The organism is Aeromonas sobria (assembly GCF_050266975.1).
In the GTDB taxonomy this organism is placed as follows: domain Bacteria; phylum Pseudomonadota; class Gammaproteobacteria; order Enterobacterales; family Aeromonadaceae; genus Aeromonas; species Aeromonas sobria_B.
Genome location: NZ_JBKISU010000024.1, coordinates 18,651 through 39,021 on the forward strand (window position 1 = coordinate 18,651; position 20,371 = coordinate 39,021).

The following is a 20,371-nucleotide window of genomic DNA, read 5'->3' on the forward strand; positions in this document are numbered from 1 at the left end:
GGCGTGGGGAGGGGAGGGGCGGGTGCGCCCCTGGGCGGGATCGGCGCGTCAGTCGGGCCGTGGATTAACGGTTTTGTTGAAGATTTGCTGAATTTTTGGTGCTTTTTTGCCTGTCATCGCTCATTTTTTGTGATCCGGGTGAGCGGGATCACTATTCTGAACGGGCTCGCTATGCTAGATTCCGCCCCTTTAGCAGAAAGCTAATTCGGCAACATACAGCAAAACGGTCAGCGCAGACTGGCCATGGATGTGAATGACAACGAGAGAATTATGGATACCTTGATAGCTTTACTAAACGACCTGATGTGGGGAGCCGTGCTCATCTACCTGCTGATCGGGGTCGGCATCTTCTTCACCTTCCGTCTGGGCTTTATTCAGGTCCGCCACTTCGGCCACATGTTCTCGGTCCTGCGCCACAGCCGCAAATCCGACAAGGCGGGCATCTCCTCCTTCCAGGCCCTGTGCACCAGTCTGGCGGCCCGGGTGGGTACCGGCAACCTGGCCGGCGTCGCCGTCGCCATTTACCTGGGGGGCCCGGGGGCCATCTTCTGGATGTGGCTGATCGCCTTCATCGGCATGGCGACTGCCTTCGTCGAGAGCTCCCTGGCCCAGCTCTACAAGGTCAAGGATGAGGATGGCAACTATCGTGGTGGTCCTGCCTATTACATGGAGCGCGGCCTTGGCATGCGCTGGATGGGGGTCTTGTTCTCCCTGTGCCTGATCATGGCGTTCGGCCTGGTGTTCAATGCGGTGCAGGCCAACTCCATCAGCCTGGCCATGAACGTGGCATTCGGCATTCCCGACTGGATGAGCGGCATAGTGCTGGTGCTGCTGGCGGGTCTCATCATCTTCGGCGGCATCCGCGGCATCGCCCGTTTCGCCGAGCTGGTGGTGCCCTTCATGGCGCTGGCCTATATACTGCTGGCCCTGGCCATCGTCGTGATGAACCTCTCTGAGCTGCCGGGCGTCTTCGTCCTCATCTTCAAATCGGCTTTCGGCATCGAGCAGGCCGGTTCCGGCGCCCTGGGTTACGCCATCTCCCAGGCGATGATCAACGGCATCAAGCGCGGCCTCTTCTCCAACGAGGCGGGCATGGGCTCGGCGCCGAACGCCGCCGCCACCGCCACCCCCTATCCGCCGCACCCGGCCTCCCAGGGTTATGTGCAGATGCTGGGTGTCTTCATGGACACCATCGTCATCTGTACCTGTACCGCCGCCATCATCTTGATGTCCGGGCAGTTTGAGCCGGGATCCGGCATCACGGGGGTGGAGCTGACCCAGCGGGCGCTCTCTTCCCAGATCGGCAGCGCAGGCAACATCTTCATCGCCACCGCTATCTTCTTCTTCGCCTTTACCTCCATCGTCGCGAACTACTCCTACGCCGAGACCAACCTGGTGTTCCTCGAGCACAGCCACAAGGGCGGTCTGCTGCTGTTCCGCCTGTTCGTGCTCGGCATGGTGATGTTCGGCTCGGTCGGCGAGTTGCCGACCGTGTGGGCCATGGCGGATGTCTCCATGGGCTTCATGGCCATCGTCAACCTGGTCGCCATCCTGCTGCTCTCCGGGGTGGCCATCAAGCTGGCCAAGGATTACAACGACCAGCTCAAGCTCGGCAAGGTGCCGACCTTCGATGCCAACAAGTACCCCGAGATCCGCAGCCAGCTGGAAGCGGGGATCTGGGACGCTCCGGCCAAGAAATGACGCTGTCGCTTTGCCGCGATGACGAGGGGAGCCACTGGCTCCCCTTTTTCATGGCCGGGCCCGCGTCACTTCACCCAGACTTCACACAAGCTCATACCCAGCACATGCTGGCGCCCTATGCTGGTCTCACTGTTCGCCGTACGGGCGGCGATCCCGATAAATGAGAGGACAAGAGAGTGATGAAACAACACCTGCGGATGACATTGGTGGCGGCAAGTGCGCTGCTGTGGGCCGGCCAGACGCTGGCCGACACGGCAAGGAGCACGGCCGGCACAGGGCCCGATGCCCTGCGCCAGACCGTCGACGCCACCATCAAGCCCCTGCTTAAGGAGCATCACATTCCGGGCATGGCGGTGGCGGTGCTGAAAGATGGCAAGGCCCACTACTTCAATTACGGGCTGGCCAATCGGGAGAGCGGCCAGCGGGTCAGCGAGCAGACCCTGTTCGAGATAGGCTCGGTCAGCAAGACTCTTACGGCAACGCTTGGGGCCTACGCCCTGGTCAAGGGGGGCTTCCAGCTCGATGACAAGGCGAGCCAGCACGCTTCCTGGCTCAAGGGCTCGGCCTTCGACGGCATCACCATGGGGGAGCTGGCCACCTACAGCGCCGGGGGCCTGCCGCTGCAGTTCCCCGAGGAGGTGGATTCGCCTGAGAAGATGCAGGCCTACTATCGCCAGTGGACCCCTGCCTATTCGGCGGGCAGCCATCGCCAGTACTCCAATCCCAGTATCGGCCTGTTTGGCCATCTGGCGGCGAGCAGCATGCAGCAGCCGTTCGCCCGCTTGATGGAGCAGACGATCCTGCCCGGGCTCGGCCTGCATCACACCTATCTCAATGTGCCCGAGCAGGCCATGGGGCACTATGCCTACGGCTACTCGAAAGAGGACAAGCCCATCCGGGTTACTCCGGGCGTATTGGCGGACGAGGCCTATGGCATCAAGACCAGCTCGGCGGATCTGCTGCGCTTTGTGAAAGCCAACATCGGCGGGGTGGAGGACGGGGCCATGCAACAGGCTATCGACCTGACCCACCAGGGCCAGTTCGCGGTGGGGGATATGACCCAGGGTCTCGGCTGGGAGCGCTACGCCTACCCCATCAGCGAAGCGGCTCTGCTCGGGGGCAATTCGACCAGGATGATCCTCGAGGCCAATCCGACGGCACCTGCGCCCGCGGCGGCAGGGCACCCTGTGCTCTTCAACAAGACCGGCTCGACCGGCGGCTTTGGCGCCTATGTGGCCTTCGTGCCGGCCAAGAGGATGGGCATCGTCATGCTGGCCAATCGCAACTATCCGAACGAGGCCCGCATCGAGGCGGCCCATGCCATCCTGAGCCAGTTGGCGAAGTGACAGTTCGGCCCCGTTGATTTAGATGAGTACGCCGGGATAGCCCGGCGTACTTTTTGGCGCTGTCCGGCACTGTCATGCCATACCTGATGGCCGGCATGGTTTGATCGCCTTTGCCATCTAGCCGTTCGCCATGACGGCCACGCTGCTGCGGGGAACATGATTGCGGATCGCAATGGGGGCGCTGGGGGAGGGGCGCTGGCGCCGGAAAATGGCCGATGCAGGGGGCCCATGGTCGGCCCCCGGGCTCAACCGTACTGCTCTTCCATCCAGGCTTCGACGATAAGCTGGGCGGAGACCCCGTCCACGCTGCCCTTGTCGAGCGCCTTGTAGCCGCCGCGCTCGAACAGGCGGGCGCGGGCATCCGTGGTGGTGAGCCGCTCGTCTTTGAATTCCACCGGCTTGCCGAAGCGACCATGGAGGCGGTTGCCGAACTTGCGGGCCCGCACCGTGATCTCCTGATCCGTGCCATCCATGTTCAGCGGCAGGCCGACAATGAGCAGATCCGGCTGCCACTCCTTGAGCAACTTTTCAATCTCGTCCCAGTTGGGAATGCCGTCGTTGGCCTTGAGGGAACGAAGGGGTTGGGCCGTGCCCGTGAGCTCCTGGCCGATGGCGACCCCTATGCTCTTGGTGCCGTAGTCAAAGCCCATGATGCTGCGTGATGACATCGTCTGTTCCTAAAGTGGCGGCCCGGCTCAGCCGTGGCCTATGTCGCTGGAGAGGTGCAGGGGATTGACCCCTATGCTGGCGGCGGCTTGCTGCCAGCGCAGATGGGGGGGGGTCTCGAACAGCAGGGCGGGATCCGGGGGGATCACCAGCCAGGCGCTGTCCACCAGCTCCTGCTCGAGCTGGCCCGGGCTCCAGCCGGCATAGCCCAGGGCCACCAGGTAGTGATCCGGCGCCTGCTCCGTGCCCAGAGTCTCCAGGATGTCCTTGGAGGTGGTGACCATGAGCTCGTCACTGACCTGCAGGGTGGAGTTGAAGCCGGGGCGAAAGCTGTGGAGCACGAATCCGCGCTCGGCGGCGACCGGTCCCCCTTGCAGCACCGGCTGCTTGAGCTCGGGGCTGGGGGGCGGCGTCAGCTTGAGCTGGGTCAGCATGGCGTCCAGGGACATGTCCACCGGGATGTTGACCACCAGCCCCATGGCTCCCTCGGCATTGTGTTCACACAGATAGACGAGGGCGCGCTCGAAATAGGGATCCTTGAGGCTCGGCATGGCGAGCAGAAAATGATTTTGCAGTGTGTGCATGGGTCAAAGAGTGCATGGGCCGAGGATTTGGGCCAATTATGGCAGCTAGGGCGGGCGGGCAAAACCGCTTTTTCTCCCGGCGCCGCCCTGGGGAGGGCTCCCCGTGCGGGCCGATGGGGATACGGACAAGGCCAGATGGCGGCAGGCAGATAAAAAAGAGGGAGTGGCCTGGCCACTCCCTTTCTCGTCCGGACCTCGGGCTTAGCGGCCGAGGCGGCGCTCGATGGCGTCCATCAGCATGCCGGTGATATGGACCGGGAAGGCGGCCTCGATCTCGCGGATGCAGGTGGGACTGGTGACGTTAATCTCGGTCAGCCGATCGCCGATGATGTCGAGGCCGACGAAGATCAGTCCCTTCTCCTTGAGGGTGGGGCCGACCGCGCGGGCGATGGCCCAGTCGGATTCGCTCAGGGGGCGCGCCTCGCCACGGCCACCGGCGGCCAGGTTACCGCGGGTCTCGCCCTGGGCCGGGATGCGGGCCAGGCAGTAGGGCACCGGCTCGCCGTCCACCACCAGCACCCGCTTGTCGCCCTCCTTGATGGCGGGCAGGAAGGTCTGGGCCATGCAGTACTGGCTGCCGTGTTCGGTGAGGGTCTCGATGATGACGCCGACGTTGGCGTCATCTTCCTTCATGCGAAAGATGGAGGCGCCGCCCATGCCGTCCAGGGGCTTCAAGATGACGTCCTTGTGCTTGGCGTGGAAGGCGCGCAGCTTGTCGGCTCTGCGAGTCACCAGCGTGGTCGGGGTGTGCTCGGCAAACCAGGCGGTGTAGAGCTTCTCGTTGGCGTCGCGCAGGCTCTGGGGCTTGTTGACGATGAGGCAGCCCTCGTCCTCGGCCCGCTCCAGCATGTAGGTGGCGTAGATGAACTCGGTGTCGAAGGGGGGATCCTTGCGCATCAGGATCGCGTCCAGGGTCGACAGCGGCTGATCCACCACCTCGCCGAGGCTGAACCAGTGGGCGTAGTCATGCTTGACGGTGAGCGGGCGCATGGTGCCAAACGCCCGTCCGCCCTCCATGTAGAGATCCTTCATCTCCAGATAGAACAGCTCGTAGCCGCGCTTTTGCGCCTCTTCGAGCATGGCGAAGCTGGAGTCCTTCTTGATGTTGATGGCCGAGATGGGGTCCATCACTATGCCGAGTTTGATGGTCATCCGAGATTCCTTCTGGTGGCTCGATTGCGAGTGAGATTCTTAAAACCTGTTTCAGGCCAGATCGCCGAAGCGGCACTGCAGCGCGGTAATGGCGGTCAGGGCGGCGGTCTCGGTGCGCAGTACCCGCGGCCCCAGCAGCATCTCCTTGAAATCTTCCTGCACGGTACGGGCGATCTCGTCGCCGGACAAGCCCCCTTCCGGGCCGATCAGCAGGCGCACGCCGTGTTCTGGCACTGGCAGGGTGTTGATGCTGTAAGGGGCGCGCGGATGCAGGTTGAGCTTGAGCTCCTGGGTCTCTTCCCCTAGCCAGGCATCCAGCTCCATGGGCATGCGCACTTGTGGCACGGTATTGCGGCCACACTGCTCGCAGGCACTGATCACCACCTTCTGCCACTGTTCCCGTTTCTTCTCCAGCCGATCGGCCGGCAGCTTGACGCCGCAGCGTTCGGAGAAGAGCGGTGTGATGCAGGTGACGCCCAGCTCCACGGATTTCTGGATGGTGAAGTCCATCTTGTCGCCGCGGCTGATGACCTGACCCAGGTGAATGGCCAGCGGTGACTCCACCGACTGGGCGTCGCAGCGCTCTATGGTTACCTCCACCGATTTCTTGCCCACGCTGGCGATGGTGGCGGGATACTGGTGGCCGTCGCCATTGAACAGCTCGAGCTGCTGGCCCGGCTGCATGCGCAGCACCCGGCCGATATGGTTGGCGCCGTCTTCCGACAGGGCGAGGGTCTGGCCCACCCGCAGAGGGGCCGGTTCATAAATTCGTGGAATGCGCATGGCGGCTTGTCAGTCTCTTGCTTGGAACCCCTTCAATATCCTACTGCGAGGCGGTGAGCAAGGCTCGCGCGACGCAGGAGAAGGGCTTCATGATGAGAGGGGGTGATTCCCCTCTCGGTCAAATGGGGTTATTGGCACTGCTTTTCAATGAAGGGGTTGGTATTGCCCTGCAACTTGCCGATGCGGCGGTTGCGCTCGCACTCCCAGCCCTGTGCCGGGTACTGCCTGTCCCAGGCCTCGAACAGTCTACGCTGTTGCGCCGCCAGACGCAGCCCATGCTGCTGGCTCATGTAGAGGTAGGCACGGGCGATCTGGCCCCGCACCGGCCCCTTGGGTGGTTGCACCTGACGCGCCTTGAAATCCACCAGCATCTGACACTGGCCATACTGGTTCGGCTTGCCGTTCCAGTCGCTGAAGCGGTAGTTGGCCCGGTCGCCGTTCACCTCGCCGATGGCGGGGAAGAGGTTGTGCATGTCCCCCTCCATCTTGTTGAACTCGTCGCTCTTGCCGCAGTTCTTGCGACCTCCCTCCTGCCAGCACTGGAGCTGGTGGCCGAACTCCCAGGCGGGCACCACGTGCTCCCACTCGATGCGGGCGGCGCGCTTGGCCTGCTTGCGCGGTTCATAACCGCAGCTGGCGAGATCCGGGCTCATCTGCTTGCCCCGATAGTCGATGTCACAGCCGCAGTAGAAGCTGGTGACGACGGGCTGGGTGCGATAGAGCTTGACCAGATCCCGCTTGGCTTCGCGAAAGGTCTGGGCATGGGCCGGGGCAATGATGAGCAGGGCGAGAGCGAGGGAGAACAAGGGACGAAACATGAATATCCTTGGAAATGAACGGGTTGAACGAAGAAGAGAGAGCCTGTTGCCCAGGGGGCGAGGGCCTAGCCCGGCTGCGCCACCGGCACCAGTGGCTGCTTGCAGCGGCGGCAATGGTAGCGAGCCTCGCCGCGTACCACCTTGTTGTGGCGGCGGATGGAGAGCCCGTGCTGCTGGCAGCCGCAGGCGTAGGGCACGGTCGGCTGGGCCAGCACGGCGAGATCGAAGCTGTGGGTGGTGCTGGGCTCGAGGCCGAACAGCTCCCGCATCACCGACTGCCACTGGCGGCCGTGGGGCAGCACGCGGGATCTGCCGCGCCCCTCGCCCCACAGGGCATGGACCAGCAGATGGGCCACCTCGTGGGGCACCACCTCGTCCAGGAAGGCCTGATAATTGGCGGCAAACAGCACAGGGTTGAAGCGCAGCTCCCAGGTCTGCAGCCGCGCCGACCCCGCCGCCCGGCCCCGCATGTTGCAGTGGATCTGCGGGCGCGCAAAAGTGCGCCCGAGCCGCTGCTCGGCCTGGTGGAAGCAGGCATCCACCCGCTCGGTCAGGGTCTGCTGCATCTGGGGGAGTGTGGGGGCTGATAGGGTCATGGCGATGTCAGGGCGTGAACGAGAGGGGGCAGTCTACCCGCTGCTGGCGTCGGTGCAAGGGGAGGGGGCCGCTCCCATCAGGAGGGGCGACCATGAAAAAGGGGAGCCCAGGCTCCCCTTCTTGCCACATCTCTTGTTACATGGCGGCTTACAGACCGGCGGCGGCGCGCAGCAGCTCGGCCTTGTCGGTACGCTCCCAGGGGAACTCGTCGCGACCGAAGTGGCCGTAGGCGGCGGTGGCCTGGTAGATGGGGCGTTTCAGGTCCAGCATCTCGATGAGGCCGTAGGGGCGCAGTTCGAAGTGTTCGCGCACCAGGGCGACCAGCAGCTCCTCGGCCACCTTGGCGGTGCCGAAGGTCTCGACGCTGATGGAGGTGGGCTCGGCCACACCGATGGCGTAGGAGACCTGCAGCTCGCAGCGATCCGCCAGACCCGCGGCGACGATGTTCTTGGCCACGTAGCGGGCGGCGTAGGCGGCGGAGCGGTCCACCTTGGAGGGATCCTTGCCGGAGAAGGCACCACCACCGTGACGGGCCATGCCGCCGTAGGTGTCGACGATGATCTTGCGACCGGTCAGACCGCAGTCACCCATGGGGCCGCCGATGACGAAACGGCCGGTCGGGTTGATGAAGAACTTGGTCTCCTTGCTGATCCACTCGGCGGGCAGCACCGGCTTGATGATCTCCTCGCGCACCGCCTCGACCAGATCGCTGTGGCTGATGGAGTCGCAGTGCTGGGTGGAGAGCACCACGGCATCCACGCCGAGGATCTTGCCTTCGCTGTCATAGGCGAAGGTGAGCTGGCTCTTGGCATCCGGGCGCAGCCACGGCAGGGTGCCGTCTTTACGCACTTGTGCCTGACGCTTCACCAGCAGGTGGGAGTAGGTGATGGGGGCGGGCATCAGCACGTCGGTTTCGTTGGTGGCGTAGCCGAACATCAGGCCCTGGTCACCGGCGCCCTGCTCGTACGGATCGGCGCGATCGACGCCCTGGTTGATGTCCGGGGACTGCTTGCCGATGGCATTGAGCACGGCGCAGGAGTCGGCATCGAAGCCCATGTCGGAGTGGGTGTAGCCAATCTCGCGCACGGTGTCGCGTACTATCTGCTCAATGTCGACCCAGGCGGAAGTGGTTACTTCGCCGCCGACCAGCACCATGCCAGTCTTGACCAGGGTTTCGCAGGCCACGCGGGCCATGGGATCCTGTTCCAGGATGGCGTCCAGCACCGCATCGGAGATCTGGTCGGCGATTTTATCGGGATGGCCTTCGGAGACCGACTCGGAAGTAAACAGCTTTGCCATGGATGAATTCTCAACGCTTGGGGGTTATCGCCTCGGCCATAACCGGATAAAAGGACAGGATTTGTAGAGGTATCTACATCTGGACGTCTATTTTAGAGAGGGGGCTGTGGGATTGCCAGCACTATTTTGGTTTGGTGCCGACCGCGGCCGACCCTACCCCCAAAGGGCTGGAACGCGGCGCGGACCGAATCGTTTGCCGGCCCGAGAAAAGCGACTGCGCTCCCAAAGCCACTTTATTCGCCCAGATAATATTTGCACGCCGCGCCCCCTGCTGGGACAATAACGCGCCTAAAAACTTGGCCATCAAATGAAGCAATATCAGGAGATACAGATGCCTTCTCGTAAAGAGCTTGCCAATGCTATCCGTGCATTGAGTATGGATGCCGTGCAAAAAGCCAACTCCGGTCACCCGGGCGCCCCCATGGGAATGGCGGATATCGCTGAAGTGCTGTGGCGCAGCCACCTCAAGCACAACCCGAACAACCCCAAATGGGCCGACCGCGACCGTTTCATCCTCTCCAACGGCCACGGCTCCATGCTGCTGTACTCCCTGCTGCATCTCTCCGGTTATGACCTCTCCATCGAGGATCTGAAAAACTTCCGCCAACTGCACTCTCGCACCCCGGGTCACCCGGAGTACGGTTACGCCCCGGGCGTCGAAACCACCACGGGTCCCCTGGGTCAGGGCATCACCAACGCCGTGGGCATGGCGATCGCCGAGAAGGCCATGGCCGAGCAGTTCAACCAGCCGGGCTTTGATGTCGTCGACCACTACACCTACGCCTTTATGGGCGACGGCTGCCTGATGGAAGGCATCTCCCACGAAGCCTGCTCCCTGGCCGGTACCCTGCAGCTGGGCAAGCTGATCGCGTTCTGGGATGACAACGGCATCTCCATCGACGGTCACGTGGAAGGCTGGTTCACCGACGACACCGTCAAGCGCTTCGAAGCTTACGGCTGGCACGTCATCGCCGCCGTCGACGGCCACAGCCCGGAAGCTATCAACGCCGCCATCGAAGCCGCCAAGGCCGAGACCGGCAAGCCGACCCTGATTTGCTGCCGCACCATCATCGGTTACGGCTCCCCGAACAAGTCCGGCTCTCACGACTGCCACGGCGCACCGCTGGGCAACGACGAGATTGCCGCCGCCCGTGCCTTCCTGAAGTGGGACCACGCGCCCTTCGTCATCCCGTCCGACATCGCCGCCGAGTGGAACGGTCAGGAGAAGGGCGCCAAGCTCGAATCCGACTGGGCTGCCAAGTTCGCCGCCTATGAAGCCGCTCACCCGGCCCTGGCTGCCGAATTCAAGCGCCGCACCACTGGCGAGCTGCCGGCCAACTGGGCCGCAGAATCCGCCAAGATCATCGAAACCCTGCAGGCCAACCCGGCCAAGATCGCGACCCGCAAGGCGTCCCAGAACTCCCTGGAAGCCTTCGGCAAGCTGCTGCCGGAGTTCATGGGCGGCTCCGCGGATCTCGCTCCGTCCAACCTGACCATGTGGTCCGGCTCCAAGTCCCTGACCAACGACGATGCCTCCGGCAACTACATCCACTACGGCGTGCGCGAGTTCGGCATGTCCGCCATCATGAACGGCATCGCCCTGCACGGGGGTTTCATCCCCTACGGCGCCACCTTCCTGATGTTCATGGAGTACGCCCGCAACGCCCTGCGCATGGCCGCCCTGATGAAGCAGCGCGCCATCTTCGTCTACACCCACGACTCTATCGGTCTGGGTGAAGATGGCCCGACTCACCAGCCGGTCGAGCAGATCGCCTCCCTGCGTCTGACCCCGAACATGAGCACCTGGCGTCCCTGTGACCAGGTAGAGTCCGCCATCGCCTGGAAACACGCCATCGAGCGTACCGACGGTCCGACCTCCCTGATCTTCTCCCGTCAGAACCTGGCCCAGATGGACCGCACCGCCCAGCAGCTGGCCGACACCGCCAAGGGTGGTTACGTGCTGAAGGATTGCGCCGGTACCCCGGAACTGATCCTGATCGCCACCGGTTCCGAAGTGGAGCTGGCCGTGGCCGCCTATGAGCAGCTGACCGCCAAGGGCCGCGCCGTGCGCGTGGTCTCCATCCCGTCTACCGACGTGTTCGACGCCCAGTCCGCCGAGTACAAGGAGTCCGTCCTGCCGTCCTCCGTCACCAAGCGTGTGGCCATCGAAGCCGGTATCGCCGACTACTGGTACAAGTACGTGGGCTTTGGCGGCAAGATCATCGGCATGCGCACCTTCGGTGAGTCCGCTCCGGCCGAGCTGCTGTTCAAGGAATTTGGCTTTACCGTGGAAAACGTGGTTGCGACCGCTGAATCCCTGTAATAGCTGACCATTGGGCCTCTTTGGCTCAATAGCCGGAAAATAAAACGCCCCCCATCGCAAGATGGGGGGCGTTTTTTATTTAGTTAATGGTGCTTTGCAAAGTAAAATTTGAAAAAATCACATTTATGATATTTTGGAAGTTTAAATATAAACTCGATGCTGTATTATATGTATATTTTGACAGGTTAGGTGTATGTAAACTGATGAATAATATAGTCTTTACGTATTTTTAATTATTGTTTCTCATTAGCTTTATTAAAAGTAAGGAGTGAGGCTTGTTTACCTTTCAAAAGGAATCTACAAAGTATATCTATCACTATACTAAAGCGGATGTTGCATTAGACTTTATTTTAAAAAATAGTAACCTTAGATTATCTAAATTCAATGCAACAAATGATCCAAAGGAAAGTAAGGATTGGTTTTTCATTCCTGGGACAAATGAAGGTAGATGTTTAGATAAATATACTCCAGAATATTTATCTAAAAAGATGAATCCAGATTTGAAAGAAAAGACAAGCTTGATATGTTTTACTAAAGATAAACTATTGTCAGGTAATCATTTATAAGATATGCCGTTACGTGGATTTTGTAAACCTCGAATGTGGGCTCAGTATGCTGGCAATCATAGCGGTGTTTGTCTTATATTTGACAAGTCTCTTTTTTCAAAGTTTTTCCATGAGAAATTTAATGATAAAACCTATTCATGCCGTGATGTCATATATTGTGATAGAAAAATCTCTGATGTCGCAATGGAGCAAGCGTTCATTGTGAATGTCGATCATTTAGAGCGTAGAGGCGATGATTATGTTTTTGACCATTTAATGAAATTTCAAAACAGGTTGTTTTTTGAAAAAGCAAGTGACTGGTCCAGTGAAGATGAATACCGGTTTGTTATTTTTGATTGCTTTGAACAACTTTATTTTAATTATAAAACATCTCTTAAAGGGATAGTCTTCGGTGAAAGTTGCTCTAATGATATGATTCGAGAAATAGTTCAGTCTACAAAGATGCTCGGTTTACAATATCAAAAGCTATCTTGGCGTAATTGTGCTCCTTGGCTAGATTTTGCACGTGACTTCCGATTTTAAAAAGATATTATTTTGATGAACTTGTAGAAGTGTAATCGGATGTTCGCGTTCATTAAGTTGATACCATATGTACAGTTCTATTTATCACTAGACACCGGCTTAAGCCGGTGTCCTTTTATTATTTAACGCAAACCTTTACGCCTGCGGCGGGGTGCTTTCCGCATTGGACATCACCGCATCCATCTGCACCAGGGCGCCGGCGGGCAGCTCGCTCACGCCAATCACGGTGCGGGCCGGCAGATAGTCCGGGAAGTATTGGGTGTAGATGGCGTTGACCGCATCCAGATCCGCGATGTTCTTCAGCTGGATATTGACCTTGACGATATCGTCCATCCCGTGGCCGATGCTCTCGACGATGGTCTTGATATGGCCGAGGCACTGGGCGGTCTGCTCACGGACACAACCGGTCAGGATCTTGCCGGTGGCCAGATCAACCGGCAGTTGGCCGGCGATGTGGTTGTAGTGAGAGAAGGCGACGCTCTGGCTATGGAGCGGGCTTCTCGGCGCCTTGTCGGTATTGCGGGCGCGGATCACCAGCTTGTGTCTGTCTTCCACCAGCTGCGGCGGGGTGCCATCCCCGTGGGAGATGACGGCATCCATCTGCACCCGGGCACCCAGCTGCAGGGCGGAGGCCGCAATCACGCTGCGGGCCGGCAGGTAGGCGACGGCGCGGGCGATGGCCGAATCCGGGAAGAAGGTGCGGTAGACCTCGTTGACGGCCTCCAGATCGGCCAGATTGGTCAGATAGAGGGTCACCTTGACGATATCGTCAAACGGCACGTCGATCCCCTCCAGCACAGCCTTGATATTGCGCAAGCACTGGGCTGCCTGCTCGTGGATGCCGCCGTCAACCAGGGCGCCGGTGGCGGGATCGAGGGGCAGCTGGGCACCGATATTGTTGTAGTGGGAAAACGCGACGCTCTGGCTGGAGAGCGGGTCTTGCGGGGCGAGATCGCTGCTTCGGGCGAGCTTCAGCAGCGGGCAGGGGGCTTGCGGGAAGGTGCCTTCCCCGTTGGAGAGCAGGGCGTCCATCTGAATGGCGGCGCCGAGCGGCAGGGCCGTCACGGCGAGCACGGTGCGGGTCGGCAGATTGTGGGTGAAGAACTCGCCATAGACGGCATTGACGGCATCGAGGTCGGCGATGTCAGTCAGGAACAGGGCCACCTTCACCATGTCCTCCATGCCGTGGCCGATGCTCTGGACGATGGCCTGGATATTGGTGAGGCACTGTCTGGCCTGCGCCTTTATATCGCCACTCACCAGCTTGCCCGTCTTGGGATCGACCGGTAGCTGGGCGGCAATATTGTTGTAGTGGGAGAAGGCCACGCTCTGGGTACAGGGGCCCAGATCCCGGGGGGCATTGGGGGTATTTCTGGCGGATTTGATGATGGTACCACTCATGGCGATACTCCTTTTTCGTTTTGGATGTAGGGTCACGCCACTCTTCTGTGCATTGCCGGGTATCTGATCGGCGGCGGATCCGGCTCGTTTTATTGAGGCAACAGTTGCCCGTACCCGGCGTAGCACGACGGGGAAAAGGAAACATTGCCATCACTGTGTCGAGCCTGAATTCGGTGTCGCCAGCGCGGTCGAACGGACGATGGAGCAAGATTGGCTTGATGATGTCAGACAGGGGGATTCTAGGGGGCGGCTATCCGGGGATGCAAACCGGGATCCGGTTTCTATGAGGTAGCTCAACAGAGTGAAATATATTCACTTTGCGATTCAATTCATGACGAAAATACCAAATAAAGGTGATGGCGATCCCGCTTTCATGTCAGGGCATAACCAGATAGCCCCTTATTGTCATCCATCAGGGTTACTGGGTGTGAATCATCCGTTAATGACTTTGACAGGATTGCAGGTTATTCCCCCGGTTTTGCATAGCTATCTATTTATCGTGATCCCGCAGGGCTGTTCAGTGCGACCAAAATATGCCTGCGGTGAGCCGAAAAACAGCCATTGAAATAACATTCAGCCCCTCTGCATGGCAATAAGTAATGATAGAGAGGCGAGGGCAACCTTTAGCCCCTGATACTGCGGAAAAATGGACGAGCCGCCACGCCGGTTATGCCATATATTTTCAGCGGTGCGAATGCGGGCTGGCAGGAGGCAACAGCAGAGGGCAAGCGTGAGGGACGCTTCCCGGTTGCCTGGCCCCTGGCAGCCAAGACGATGAGAGCGAGTCAACCCATGATGGAGAGAGTCCCATGACCGAGAAGCTGATTGACGACAAGCAACCGACCCCGGATCCGGCAGAGCAGAATGCCTTTTTCCCTTCCCCCTACTCATTGAGCCAGTTCACTTCGCGCAAGTCGGATCTGGCGGGGGCTGATTATCCCGCCCCCTATCGGGGTGGCCGCTGGAAGATCCTGCTGATCGGGGCCGATGAGCGCTATCTGCCCACCGACAATGGCACCCTGTTTTCCACTGGCAATCATCCGGTCGAGACCCTGCTGCCTATGTATCACCTCGACCAGGCGGGCTTTGCCTTTGAGGTGGCGACCCTGTCGGGCAGCCCGGTCAAGTTCGAGTGGTGGGCCATGCCGACGGAGGATGAGGCGCTGGTGGGCTTCTATGGCAAATACCAGGGCCAGTTCCGCCAGCCTGCCAAACTGGCCGATCTGCTGGCGCGGGCGCTGGCCCCTGATTCGGATTACCTCGGCGTGTTCATTCCCGGCGGGCACGGCGCCCTGATGGGGCTGCCCGAGAGCGCCGAGGTCAAGGCGCTGCTGGAGTGGGCGATGGCCCACGATCGTTTCATCATCTCCCTCTGTCACGGGCCGGCGGCCTTTCTGGCGGTGGCCAATCCGCACACGTTTGCCGGCTACAAGATCTGCGTCTTCCCCGATGCGCTGGATGCCCAGACTCCGGCAATCGGCTATATGCCTGGCCACCTCACCTGGCAGTTTGGCGAGAAGCTCAAAGAGATCGGTTTTGAGATCGTCAACAGCGGCATCTCGGGGGAGGTGTGCCGGGATCGCAATCTGCTGACCGGTGACAGCCCGTTGGCTGGCAATAACCTCGGCAAGCTGGCCGCGACCACCCTGCTGGAGGCGGTGGGCCGTCGATAAGGTCGCGCCCCTCGCAAGGGGGCGGTTGGCTGAGCAGAACAGGCAGGAAGTAAAGCCACAGGGCCGTCGCATAACGGCCCTGTTTTATTGGAGGCAGGCGGGGTCGAGGGCACCGAGTACGGCCGGTCGGCTGGCGCCGGTGTCAGAATGGGGGGGCAGGAGCCCGGCCCTTCAGGCGGGATAGAGGGCGCCGAGTACGGCCGGTCGGCTGGCGCCGGTCACCGCAGGCAGGTTGCCGGGCTGGCGCGTCATAAAGCGCTGCGCCAGCCAGGCGAAGGCCGCCCCTTCCACCCAGTCGGGGGCGAGCCCCAGCAGGGCCGTGCTGGCGATACGCCAGCGGGGCAGCAGGGCGGCGAGCTCCCCTAGCAGCGGGGCGTTGTGGGCGCCGCCGCCGCAGACAAACAGCTCGGCAGGCTCCTTCGCCTCATCCACCGCGGGCAGCTGGCGGGCGATGCTGTGGCAGGTCAGCGCCTGCAGGGTGCGTTGCACATCTGCGGGGGCGTATGCGCTGCCGGTCAGCTCGCCATCGAGCCAGTCGAGGGTGAACATCTCCCGCCCCGTGCTCTTGGGATAGGGGGCGGCGAAGTAGGGGTGAGCCAGCAGTTTGTCGAGCAGCGCGGGCACAAGCCGACCGCTGGCGGCCCACTGGCCACCGACGTCGTAGCTGGCGCAGTGGGGGTGATGGCGGCGATACCAGCCGTCGAGCAGGGTGTTGGCCGGGCCGGTATCGAAGCCATATACCCCTGAACCAGAGCCCCCGTCGGCCTGGCCGGGCAGCACAGAGATATTGGCGATGCCGCCCAGATTCAGCACCACCCGCAGGGCGCCGGGTTTGGCAAAAATCCCCTGATGGAAGGCGGGCACCAGGGGCGCCCCCTGACCGCCGAGGGCCATGTCCAGGGTGCGAAAATCGGCCACCACGTCGATGCCGGTCAGGGCCGCCAGCAGGGCGCTATTGCCAATCTGCAGGGTGAAGCCGAGCTGGGGGCGGTGGCGCACTGTCTGGCCGTGAGAGCCGATGGCGCGAATATCCTTGGGAGTCAGTCCCGCCTTGGCGAGCAGGGCCAGGGCGGCGGCGGCAAATTCCTGCGCCACCCGGTTGTCGGCCACCCCCAGGCGGTCTATCTCGTTCTCCCCCGGGGTGCAGAGGGCGTGCAGCTCGCGCGCCGTTGCCTCCGGCCAGGGGTGGCAGAGGGCAGCCTCGACCCTCAGCTCCTCGCCGTCGATCTCGATGAGCACGGCGTCTATGCCGTCCAGGCTGGTACCGGACATGAGTCCCAGATAACGCTCTGCCATGACAAGGCTCCTTGTGGTTGAGGGGGCGAGCGAGTCGCCCGTGTCGCCGGTCGCCGAGGTGGCCGTCAAGAGGCGTCCCGGCGCTGGGCGAGCTGCAACTGCGGCTGCTCCAGCTTGGCGAGCTGCTGGCGGGCCTGAGCCTGGAATCGGCTCAGGGCGTTGCCGCTCAGGGTCTCGGCCTGGGGCAGGGTCAGGGTGCGCGGGTTCTTGTGTACGCCGGCAACCAGAAACTCGTAGTGCAGATGCGCCCCCGTGACCCGGCCCGTGCTGCCCAGGAGGCCAATGGTCTGCCCCTGCTTGACCCGCTGACCCTTGTTGACGGTGCGCTTGGAGAGGTGCAGGTACTTGGTCACATAGTTGCCGGCGTGCTTGATGAAGACATAGTTGCCGTTGAACTGGTTGTAACCGGCGGCCACCACGCTCCCCGACCCCGACGCCATGATGGGGGTGCCCACGGGGGCCACGTAGTCGATGCCGTTGTGGGGGCGGATCTTGCCGGTGACCGGGTGCAGGCGGCGCGGGTTGAAGTTGGAGCTGATGTACTTGAAGTTGACCGGGGCGCGCAGGAAGCTCTTGCGCATCGCCTTGCCCGCCGGGGTGTAGTAGTTGCCATCCTCGCTCAGCACGGCGCGGTAGATCTCGCCCTGGTTGATGAACTCGGCGGCCAGGATGTCGCCGGAGGCGACCCGCTCCTCATCCTGATACTTCTCCTCGAACAGCACCCGGAAGCTGTCTCCCGGTTGCAGATCCTGGGCAAAGTCGATGTCCCAGCCGAAGATGGCGGCGAGATCCATGATCTGATCCTCCGTCATGCCCGCCTCCACGGCGGCGCCCCAGAAGCTGGAGCGGATGCTGCCCTGGGCGCTCGCCTCCCGGGTGTCGAGCTCCAGGCGCACGGCTTTGGCCACGAAGCTGTCGTCCTTGCGGCTCACCTTGAGTGCCTGCTCCAGGCTGTGGGGGTAATAGAGGCTGTGCAGCTCGCCGCCCCGGGTGAGCTTGAAGGTGATCTCCTGGCCGGGCCTGAGCAGGCGCAGGGTATCCGTGCCCTCAAGCTGATCGATGAGGTGCAGGTCCGTGGTACTCAGGCCCAGGCGCTGGAAGATGACCCCCATGTTGTCGCCGCTGCGCACCTTCACCTGTCTGGTGACATAGCTCGGCTTGGGCGGGGTGACGGTTTGGTCAAGGGCGAGGCGAGCCTGTTCGTCCGCCAGCCCATCCTCGGCGATGTCGGCGGTGCGCTCATCGACCCGGGTGGCCACGGCGCGCTCGCTTGGCCAGGCTGCCAGCATCATCACCAGTATGCTCAGAATAAGCACCATCTTGCGGTGCCAGGTGGGGAGAGAGTTGAAGGCGTGCCAAATGACCATGGGAAGCTGACGAAGTTGAGCCGAGAAGAAGGTCGGAGTTTACCGCCTTTCCAATTGGCCTGCCATTCCAGTAATATGGCTGGCCCTGTGGAATCGTGATTGGAGTGTCAAAAAATGTCCCAGCTCGAGGTGGCGCTAGCCGAGATCAAGCGCGGAGCGGAAGAAATTCTGGTGGAAGAAGAACTTGTCGCCAAGTTGAAGGAAGGGCGCCCCCTGCGCATCAAGCTGGGGATGGACCCGACCGCGCCGGACATCCACCTGGGTCATACCGTGATCCTCAACAAGCTGAAGACCTTCCAGGATCTGGGCCACGAGATCATCCTGCTGATCGGCGACTTCACCGCCATGGTGGGCGACCCCTCCGGCAAGAACGCCACCCGCCCGCCGCTCTCCGAAGAGGCCATCAAGCACAACGCCCTCACCTATGCCGAGCAGGCGTTCAAGATCCTGGACCCGGCCAAGACCCGCATCGAGTACAACTCCAGCTGGCTCGGCGAGCTGGGCGCGACCGGCATGATCAAGCTGGCGGCCAAGCAGACCGTGGCTCGCATGATGGAGCGTGACGACTTCAAGAAGCGCTACAGCGGCGGCCAGTCCATCGCCATCCACGAATTCCTCTATCCGCTGCTGCAAGGCTATGACTCGGTCGCGCTCAAGGCGGACGTCGAGCTCGGCGGTACCGATCAGAAGTTCAACCTGCTGATGGGCCGCGAGCTGCAAAAAGATGCCGGCATGGCCGCCCAGTGCGTGCTGATGATGCCACTGCTGGTGGGTCTGGACGGCGTCAAGAAGATGTCCAAGTCCGCCGCCAACTACATAGGCGTGCACGATGCCCCGGGGGAGATGTTCGGCAAGATCATGTCCATCACCGACACCCTGATGTGGAACTACTACGAGCTGCTCTCCTTCCGTCCGCTCTCGGAAATCGACGAGTTCAAGGCCGGCATCGCAGCCGGGACCCTGAACCCGCGCGACGTGAAGATCTGGCTGGCGAAAGAGATCATCGCCCGCTACCACGACGAGGCGGCGGCCGAAGCGGCCCATGAAGACTTCACTCAGCGCTTCTCCAAGAACGCCATCCCGGACGAGATGCCGGAGGTCGAACTGGCCCTGGAAGGGGACGGCCTGGCCATCGCCAACCTGCTCAAGGACGCCGATCTGGTGGCCACCACCTCCGAGGCGCTGCGCATGATCAAGCAGGGCGCGGTCAAGGTGGATGGCGAGAAGCTGGAGGATGGCAAGGCACTGATCGCTGCCGGTACCGCCGTCTATCAGGTCGGCAAGCGCAAGTTTGCCCGGGTGACGGTGAAGTAAGCGCTTCCCCTCTATCAGCCGGATCAGGCTGACCCTGAGATCAGAAAGGCCTCCCTCGCGGAGGCCTTTTCGTTGGTGAGGTTCGGCTGTCGGCTCACTCCCGTGCTGTTTGTCCCTCTGGCAGGGAGCGACTCCCGCCCGTTGAGGTGTCAGCCTCGGTTGGCTCGACGCCCTGGGCTGGCGGGAGGACAGGTACGCAGATATTGATGGGGGGTGAGGCCAAACTCTTGCCTGAACCGGGCGGCGAAGCGGCTCGGGGAGTCGTAGCCGCAGGCGAGGGCGGTTTCAAGCGGATTGAGCCCCTGCTGCAACAGGGTGAGGGCATGGCCCATGCGCACCTGGGTCAGCAGCTGGCGAAAACTGCGCCCCTCGGCGGCCAGCTTGCGCACCATGGAGGCGCGGCTCATGGCGAAGTGGGGGGCCAGGGTCTCAAGGGTATGGTCGGCGCCGGGCTCCACGCCAAGATAGCGGGCCAGCCGCTCCCCTAGCGTCATGGTGCTGGCGGGGAAGAGCAGGTCGAGGGCATCGGCGGCGCGCAGCTCGGCATAGAAGCCGTGAACAAGCTGGATCCGGGCCGCCTCGCTGAGCTGCTTGTCCGCCATGGTGGTGACGAGATCGAAGCAGAAGGCGAGCGCCTGGGTCACGTCGAGGCGCGGATCCCTGAGCGAGTCGGCCGGGGTGGGGGTCAGCCACTGGGCAGGGGGCGGGGTCAGCAGGGTCAGCACATGGGAGCTGAATTTGCCCTGCTCTGGCTGGTTGACGAAGGTGAGCTGGTGGCCGGCCGGGATCAGCAGCCAGCTCCCCTTGTCAACGGAGAGGCGCCGCTCCTGCCACCACAATTGCTTGTGGCCCTGCTGGACCCAGATGACTGTAGGTGCATAGATGAGCACCCGGTGCAGCGGCTGCTGGCGGATGCCGAGATAGTGATGCAGCTGCAGCAAGGGGGTGCTCATCCGGCGGGCT

At 61.7% G+C, this 20,371-nt stretch carries 19 protein-coding genes; 8 read left to right on the plus strand and 11 right to left on the minus strand.

The genetic code is table 11. The features are described 5' to 3' along the window. Positions 1-270 precede the first annotated feature (270 nt). On the plus strand, positions 271-1,701 hold the full coding sequence (locus ACLHZ1_RS14170) for an alanine/glycine:cation symporter family protein (protein WP_408792608.1): 1,431 nt from the start codon (positions 271-273) through the stop codon (positions 1,699-1,701). Positions 1,702-1,880: 179 nt separating this feature from the next. Beyond that, positions 1,881-3,047, plus strand: coding sequence for an FOX/MOX family class C beta-lactamase (gene ampC / locus ACLHZ1_RS14175; protein ID WP_427262606.1), 1,167 nt, complete (start codon positions 1,881-1,883; stop codon positions 3,045-3,047). A gap of 245 nt (positions 3,048-3,292) precedes the next feature. Here ampC and ruvX read toward each other — a convergent pair whose 3' ends face one another. The 7 genes from ruvX to metK form a co-directional block, all read right to left on the minus strand. Next, positions 3,293-3,715, minus strand: a complete 423-nt coding sequence (ruvX, locus tag ACLHZ1_RS14180) for a Holliday junction resolvase RuvX (RefSeq protein WP_025326196.1) — start codon at positions 3,713-3,715, stop codon at positions 3,293-3,295. A gap of 27 nt (positions 3,716-3,742) precedes the next feature. Further along, the gene (locus ACLHZ1_RS14185; RefSeq protein WP_427262607.1) at positions 3,743-4,297 is read right to left on the minus strand and encodes a YqgE/AlgH family protein; all 555 of its coding nucleotides are present in this window, start codon (positions 4,295-4,297) and stop codon (positions 3,743-3,745) included. A gap of 201 nt (positions 4,298-4,498) precedes the next feature. Beyond that, positions 4,499-5,449: a glutathione synthase gene (gene gshB / locus ACLHZ1_RS14190; protein WP_427262608.1), complete on the minus strand. Its 951-nt coding sequence runs from the start codon at positions 5,447-5,449 to the stop codon at positions 4,499-4,501. A gap of 51 nt (positions 5,450-5,500) precedes the next feature. Then, on the minus strand, positions 5,501-6,232 hold the full coding sequence (gene rsmE / locus ACLHZ1_RS14195; RefSeq protein ID WP_427262609.1) for a 16S rRNA (uracil(1498)-N(3))-methyltransferase: 732 nt from the start codon (positions 6,230-6,232) through the stop codon (positions 5,501-5,503). Positions 6,233-6,360: 128 nt separating this feature from the next. Further along, complete coding sequence (locus tag ACLHZ1_RS14200) at positions 6,361-7,050, minus strand: endonuclease (RefSeq protein WP_427262610.1); 690 nt, start codon at positions 7,048-7,050, stop codon at positions 6,361-6,363. Positions 7,051-7,115: 65 nt separating this feature from the next. Beyond that, positions 7,116-7,646: a SprT family zinc-dependent metalloprotease gene (locus ACLHZ1_RS14205; protein WP_427262611.1), complete on the minus strand. Its 531-nt coding sequence runs from the start codon at positions 7,644-7,646 to the stop codon at positions 7,116-7,118. Positions 7,647-7,794: 148 nt separating this feature from the next. Beyond that, positions 7,795-8,946, minus strand: coding sequence for a methionine adenosyltransferase (gene metK / locus ACLHZ1_RS14210; RefSeq protein ID WP_041993205.1), 1,152 nt, complete (start codon positions 8,944-8,946; stop codon positions 7,795-7,797). A 331-nt stretch (positions 8,947-9,277) separates the two neighbouring features. On the opposite strand from metK, the gene tkt reads away from it, so the two are divergent. The 3 genes from tkt (at position 9,278) to ACLHZ1_RS14225 (ending at position 12,357) form a co-directional block, all read left to right on the plus strand. Continuing rightward, entirely contained in the window at positions 9,278-11,269 is a 1,992-nt protein-coding gene (gene tkt / locus ACLHZ1_RS14215; protein WP_427262612.1) for a transketolase, read from the plus strand. Positions 11,270-11,544: 275 nt separating this feature from the next. Then, entirely contained in the window at positions 11,545-11,835 is a 291-nt protein-coding gene (locus tag ACLHZ1_RS14220; RefSeq protein ID WP_427262613.1) for a hypothetical protein, read from the plus strand. 33 nt (positions 11,836-11,868) lie between these two features. After that, entirely contained in the window at positions 11,869-12,357 is a 489-nt protein-coding gene (locus ACLHZ1_RS14225) for a DUF2971 domain-containing protein (protein WP_427262614.1), read from the plus strand. A 135-nt stretch (positions 12,358-12,492) separates the two neighbouring features. On the opposite strand, the gene ACLHZ1_RS14230 is transcribed toward ACLHZ1_RS14225, so the two are convergent. Next, positions 12,493-13,758: a Rid family detoxifying hydrolase gene (locus ACLHZ1_RS14230; protein WP_427262615.1), complete on the minus strand. Its 1,266-nt coding sequence runs from the start codon at positions 13,756-13,758 to the stop codon at positions 12,493-12,495. Between the two features lie 301 nt (positions 13,759-14,059). Here ACLHZ1_RS14230 and ACLHZ1_RS14235 point away from each other — a divergent pair, with 301 nt between their 5' ends. Both ACLHZ1_RS14235 and hchA read left to right on the plus strand, forming a co-directional pair. Beyond that, positions 14,060-14,323, plus strand: coding sequence for a hypothetical protein (locus ACLHZ1_RS14235; protein ID WP_427262616.1), 264 nt, complete (start codon positions 14,060-14,062; stop codon positions 14,321-14,323). A gap of 244 nt (positions 14,324-14,567) precedes the next feature. Then, positions 14,568-15,431 (plus strand): glyoxalase III HchA, encoded by an 864-nt coding sequence (gene hchA, locus ACLHZ1_RS14240; protein ID WP_427262617.1) that lies wholly within the window; start codon positions 14,568-14,570, stop codon positions 15,429-15,431. 171 nt (positions 15,432-15,602) lie between these two features. Here the strand turns inward: hchA and ACLHZ1_RS14245 are convergent, their stop codons facing one another. Together ACLHZ1_RS14245 and ACLHZ1_RS14250 are read right to left on the minus strand one after the other, a co-directional pair. Beyond that, on the minus strand, positions 15,603-16,727 hold the full coding sequence (locus ACLHZ1_RS14245) for an anhydro-N-acetylmuramic acid kinase (RefSeq protein ID WP_427262618.1): 1,125 nt from the start codon (positions 16,725-16,727) through the stop codon (positions 15,603-15,605). A gap of 65 nt (positions 16,728-16,792) precedes the next feature. Further along, positions 16,793-18,094 carry a peptidoglycan DD-metalloendopeptidase family protein gene (locus ACLHZ1_RS14250; protein ID WP_427262619.1) on the minus strand — a complete coding sequence of 434 codons (1,302 nt, stop codon included), beginning with the start codon at positions 18,092-18,094 and terminating at the stop codon, positions 16,793-16,795. A gap of 114 nt (positions 18,095-18,208) precedes the next feature. On the opposite strand from ACLHZ1_RS14250, the gene tyrS reads away from it, so the two are divergent. Continuing rightward, entirely contained in the window at positions 18,209-19,408 is a 1,200-nt protein-coding gene (tyrS, locus tag ACLHZ1_RS14255) for a tyrosine--tRNA ligase (RefSeq protein ID WP_427262621.1), read from the plus strand. A 149-nt stretch (positions 19,409-19,557) separates the two neighbouring features. Here the strand turns inward: tyrS and ACLHZ1_RS14260 are convergent, their stop codons facing one another. After that, positions 19,558-20,361 (minus strand): helix-turn-helix transcriptional regulator, encoded by an 804-nt coding sequence (locus ACLHZ1_RS14260; RefSeq protein ID WP_427262622.1) that lies wholly within the window; start codon positions 20,359-20,361, stop codon positions 19,558-19,560. Between the last annotated feature and the right edge of the window lie 10 nt (positions 20,362-20,371).

Coding starts and splice junctions, on each gene's coding strand:
- ACLHZ1_RS14205 (WP_427262611.1), bottom strand. CDS start 7,646: ATGACCCTATCAGCCCCCACACTCCCCCAGATGCAGCAGACCCTGACC.
- ACLHZ1_RS14230 (WP_427262615.1), bottom strand. CDS start 13,758: ATGAGTGGTACCATCATCAAATCCGCCAGAAATACCCCCAATGCCCCC.
- ampC (WP_427262606.1), top strand. CDS start 1,881: ATGAAACAACACCTGCGGATGACATTGGTGGCGGCAAGTGCGCTGCTG.
- metK (WP_041993205.1), bottom strand. CDS start 8,946: ATGGCAAAGCTGTTTACTTCCGAGTCGGTCTCCGAAGGCCATCCCGAT.
- rsmE (WP_427262609.1), bottom strand. CDS start 6,232: ATGCGCATTCCACGAATTTATGAACCGGCCCCTCTGCGGGTGGGCCAG.
- ruvX (WP_025326196.1), bottom strand. CDS start 3,715: ATGTCATCACGCAGCATCATGGGCTTTGACTACGGCACCAAGAGCATA.
- ACLHZ1_RS14225 (WP_427262614.1), top strand. CDS start 11,869: ATGTGGGCTCAGTATGCTGGCAATCATAGCGGTGTTTGTCTTATATTT.
- ACLHZ1_RS14170 (WP_408792608.1), top strand. CDS start 271: ATGGATACCTTGATAGCTTTACTAAACGACCTGATGTGGGGAGCCGTG.
- ACLHZ1_RS14250 (WP_427262619.1), bottom strand. CDS start 18,094: ATGGTCATTTGGCACGCCTTCAACTCTCTCCCCACCTGGCACCGCAAG.
- ACLHZ1_RS14245 (WP_427262618.1), bottom strand. CDS start 16,727: ATGGCAGAGCGTTATCTGGGACTCATGTCCGGTACCAGCCTGGACGGC.
- ACLHZ1_RS14185 (WP_427262607.1), bottom strand. CDS start 4,297: ATGCACACACTGCAAAATCATTTTCTGCTCGCCATGCCGAGCCTCAAG.
- hchA (WP_427262617.1), top strand. CDS start 14,568: ATGACCGAGAAGCTGATTGACGACAAGCAACCGACCCCGGATCCGGCA.
- ACLHZ1_RS14260 (WP_427262622.1), bottom strand. CDS start 20,361: ATGAGCACCCCCTTGCTGCAGCTGCATCACTATCTCGGCATCCGCCAG.
- ACLHZ1_RS14200 (WP_427262610.1), bottom strand. CDS start 7,050: ATGTTTCGTCCCTTGTTCTCCCTCGCTCTCGCCCTGCTCATCATTGCC.
- tyrS (WP_427262621.1), top strand. CDS start 18,209: ATGTCCCAGCTCGAGGTGGCGCTAGCCGAGATCAAGCGCGGAGCGGAA.
- gshB (WP_427262608.1), bottom strand. CDS start 5,449: ATGACCATCAAACTCGGCATAGTGATGGACCCCATCTCGGCCATCAAC.
- tkt (WP_427262612.1), top strand. CDS start 9,278: ATGCCTTCTCGTAAAGAGCTTGCCAATGCTATCCGTGCATTGAGTATG.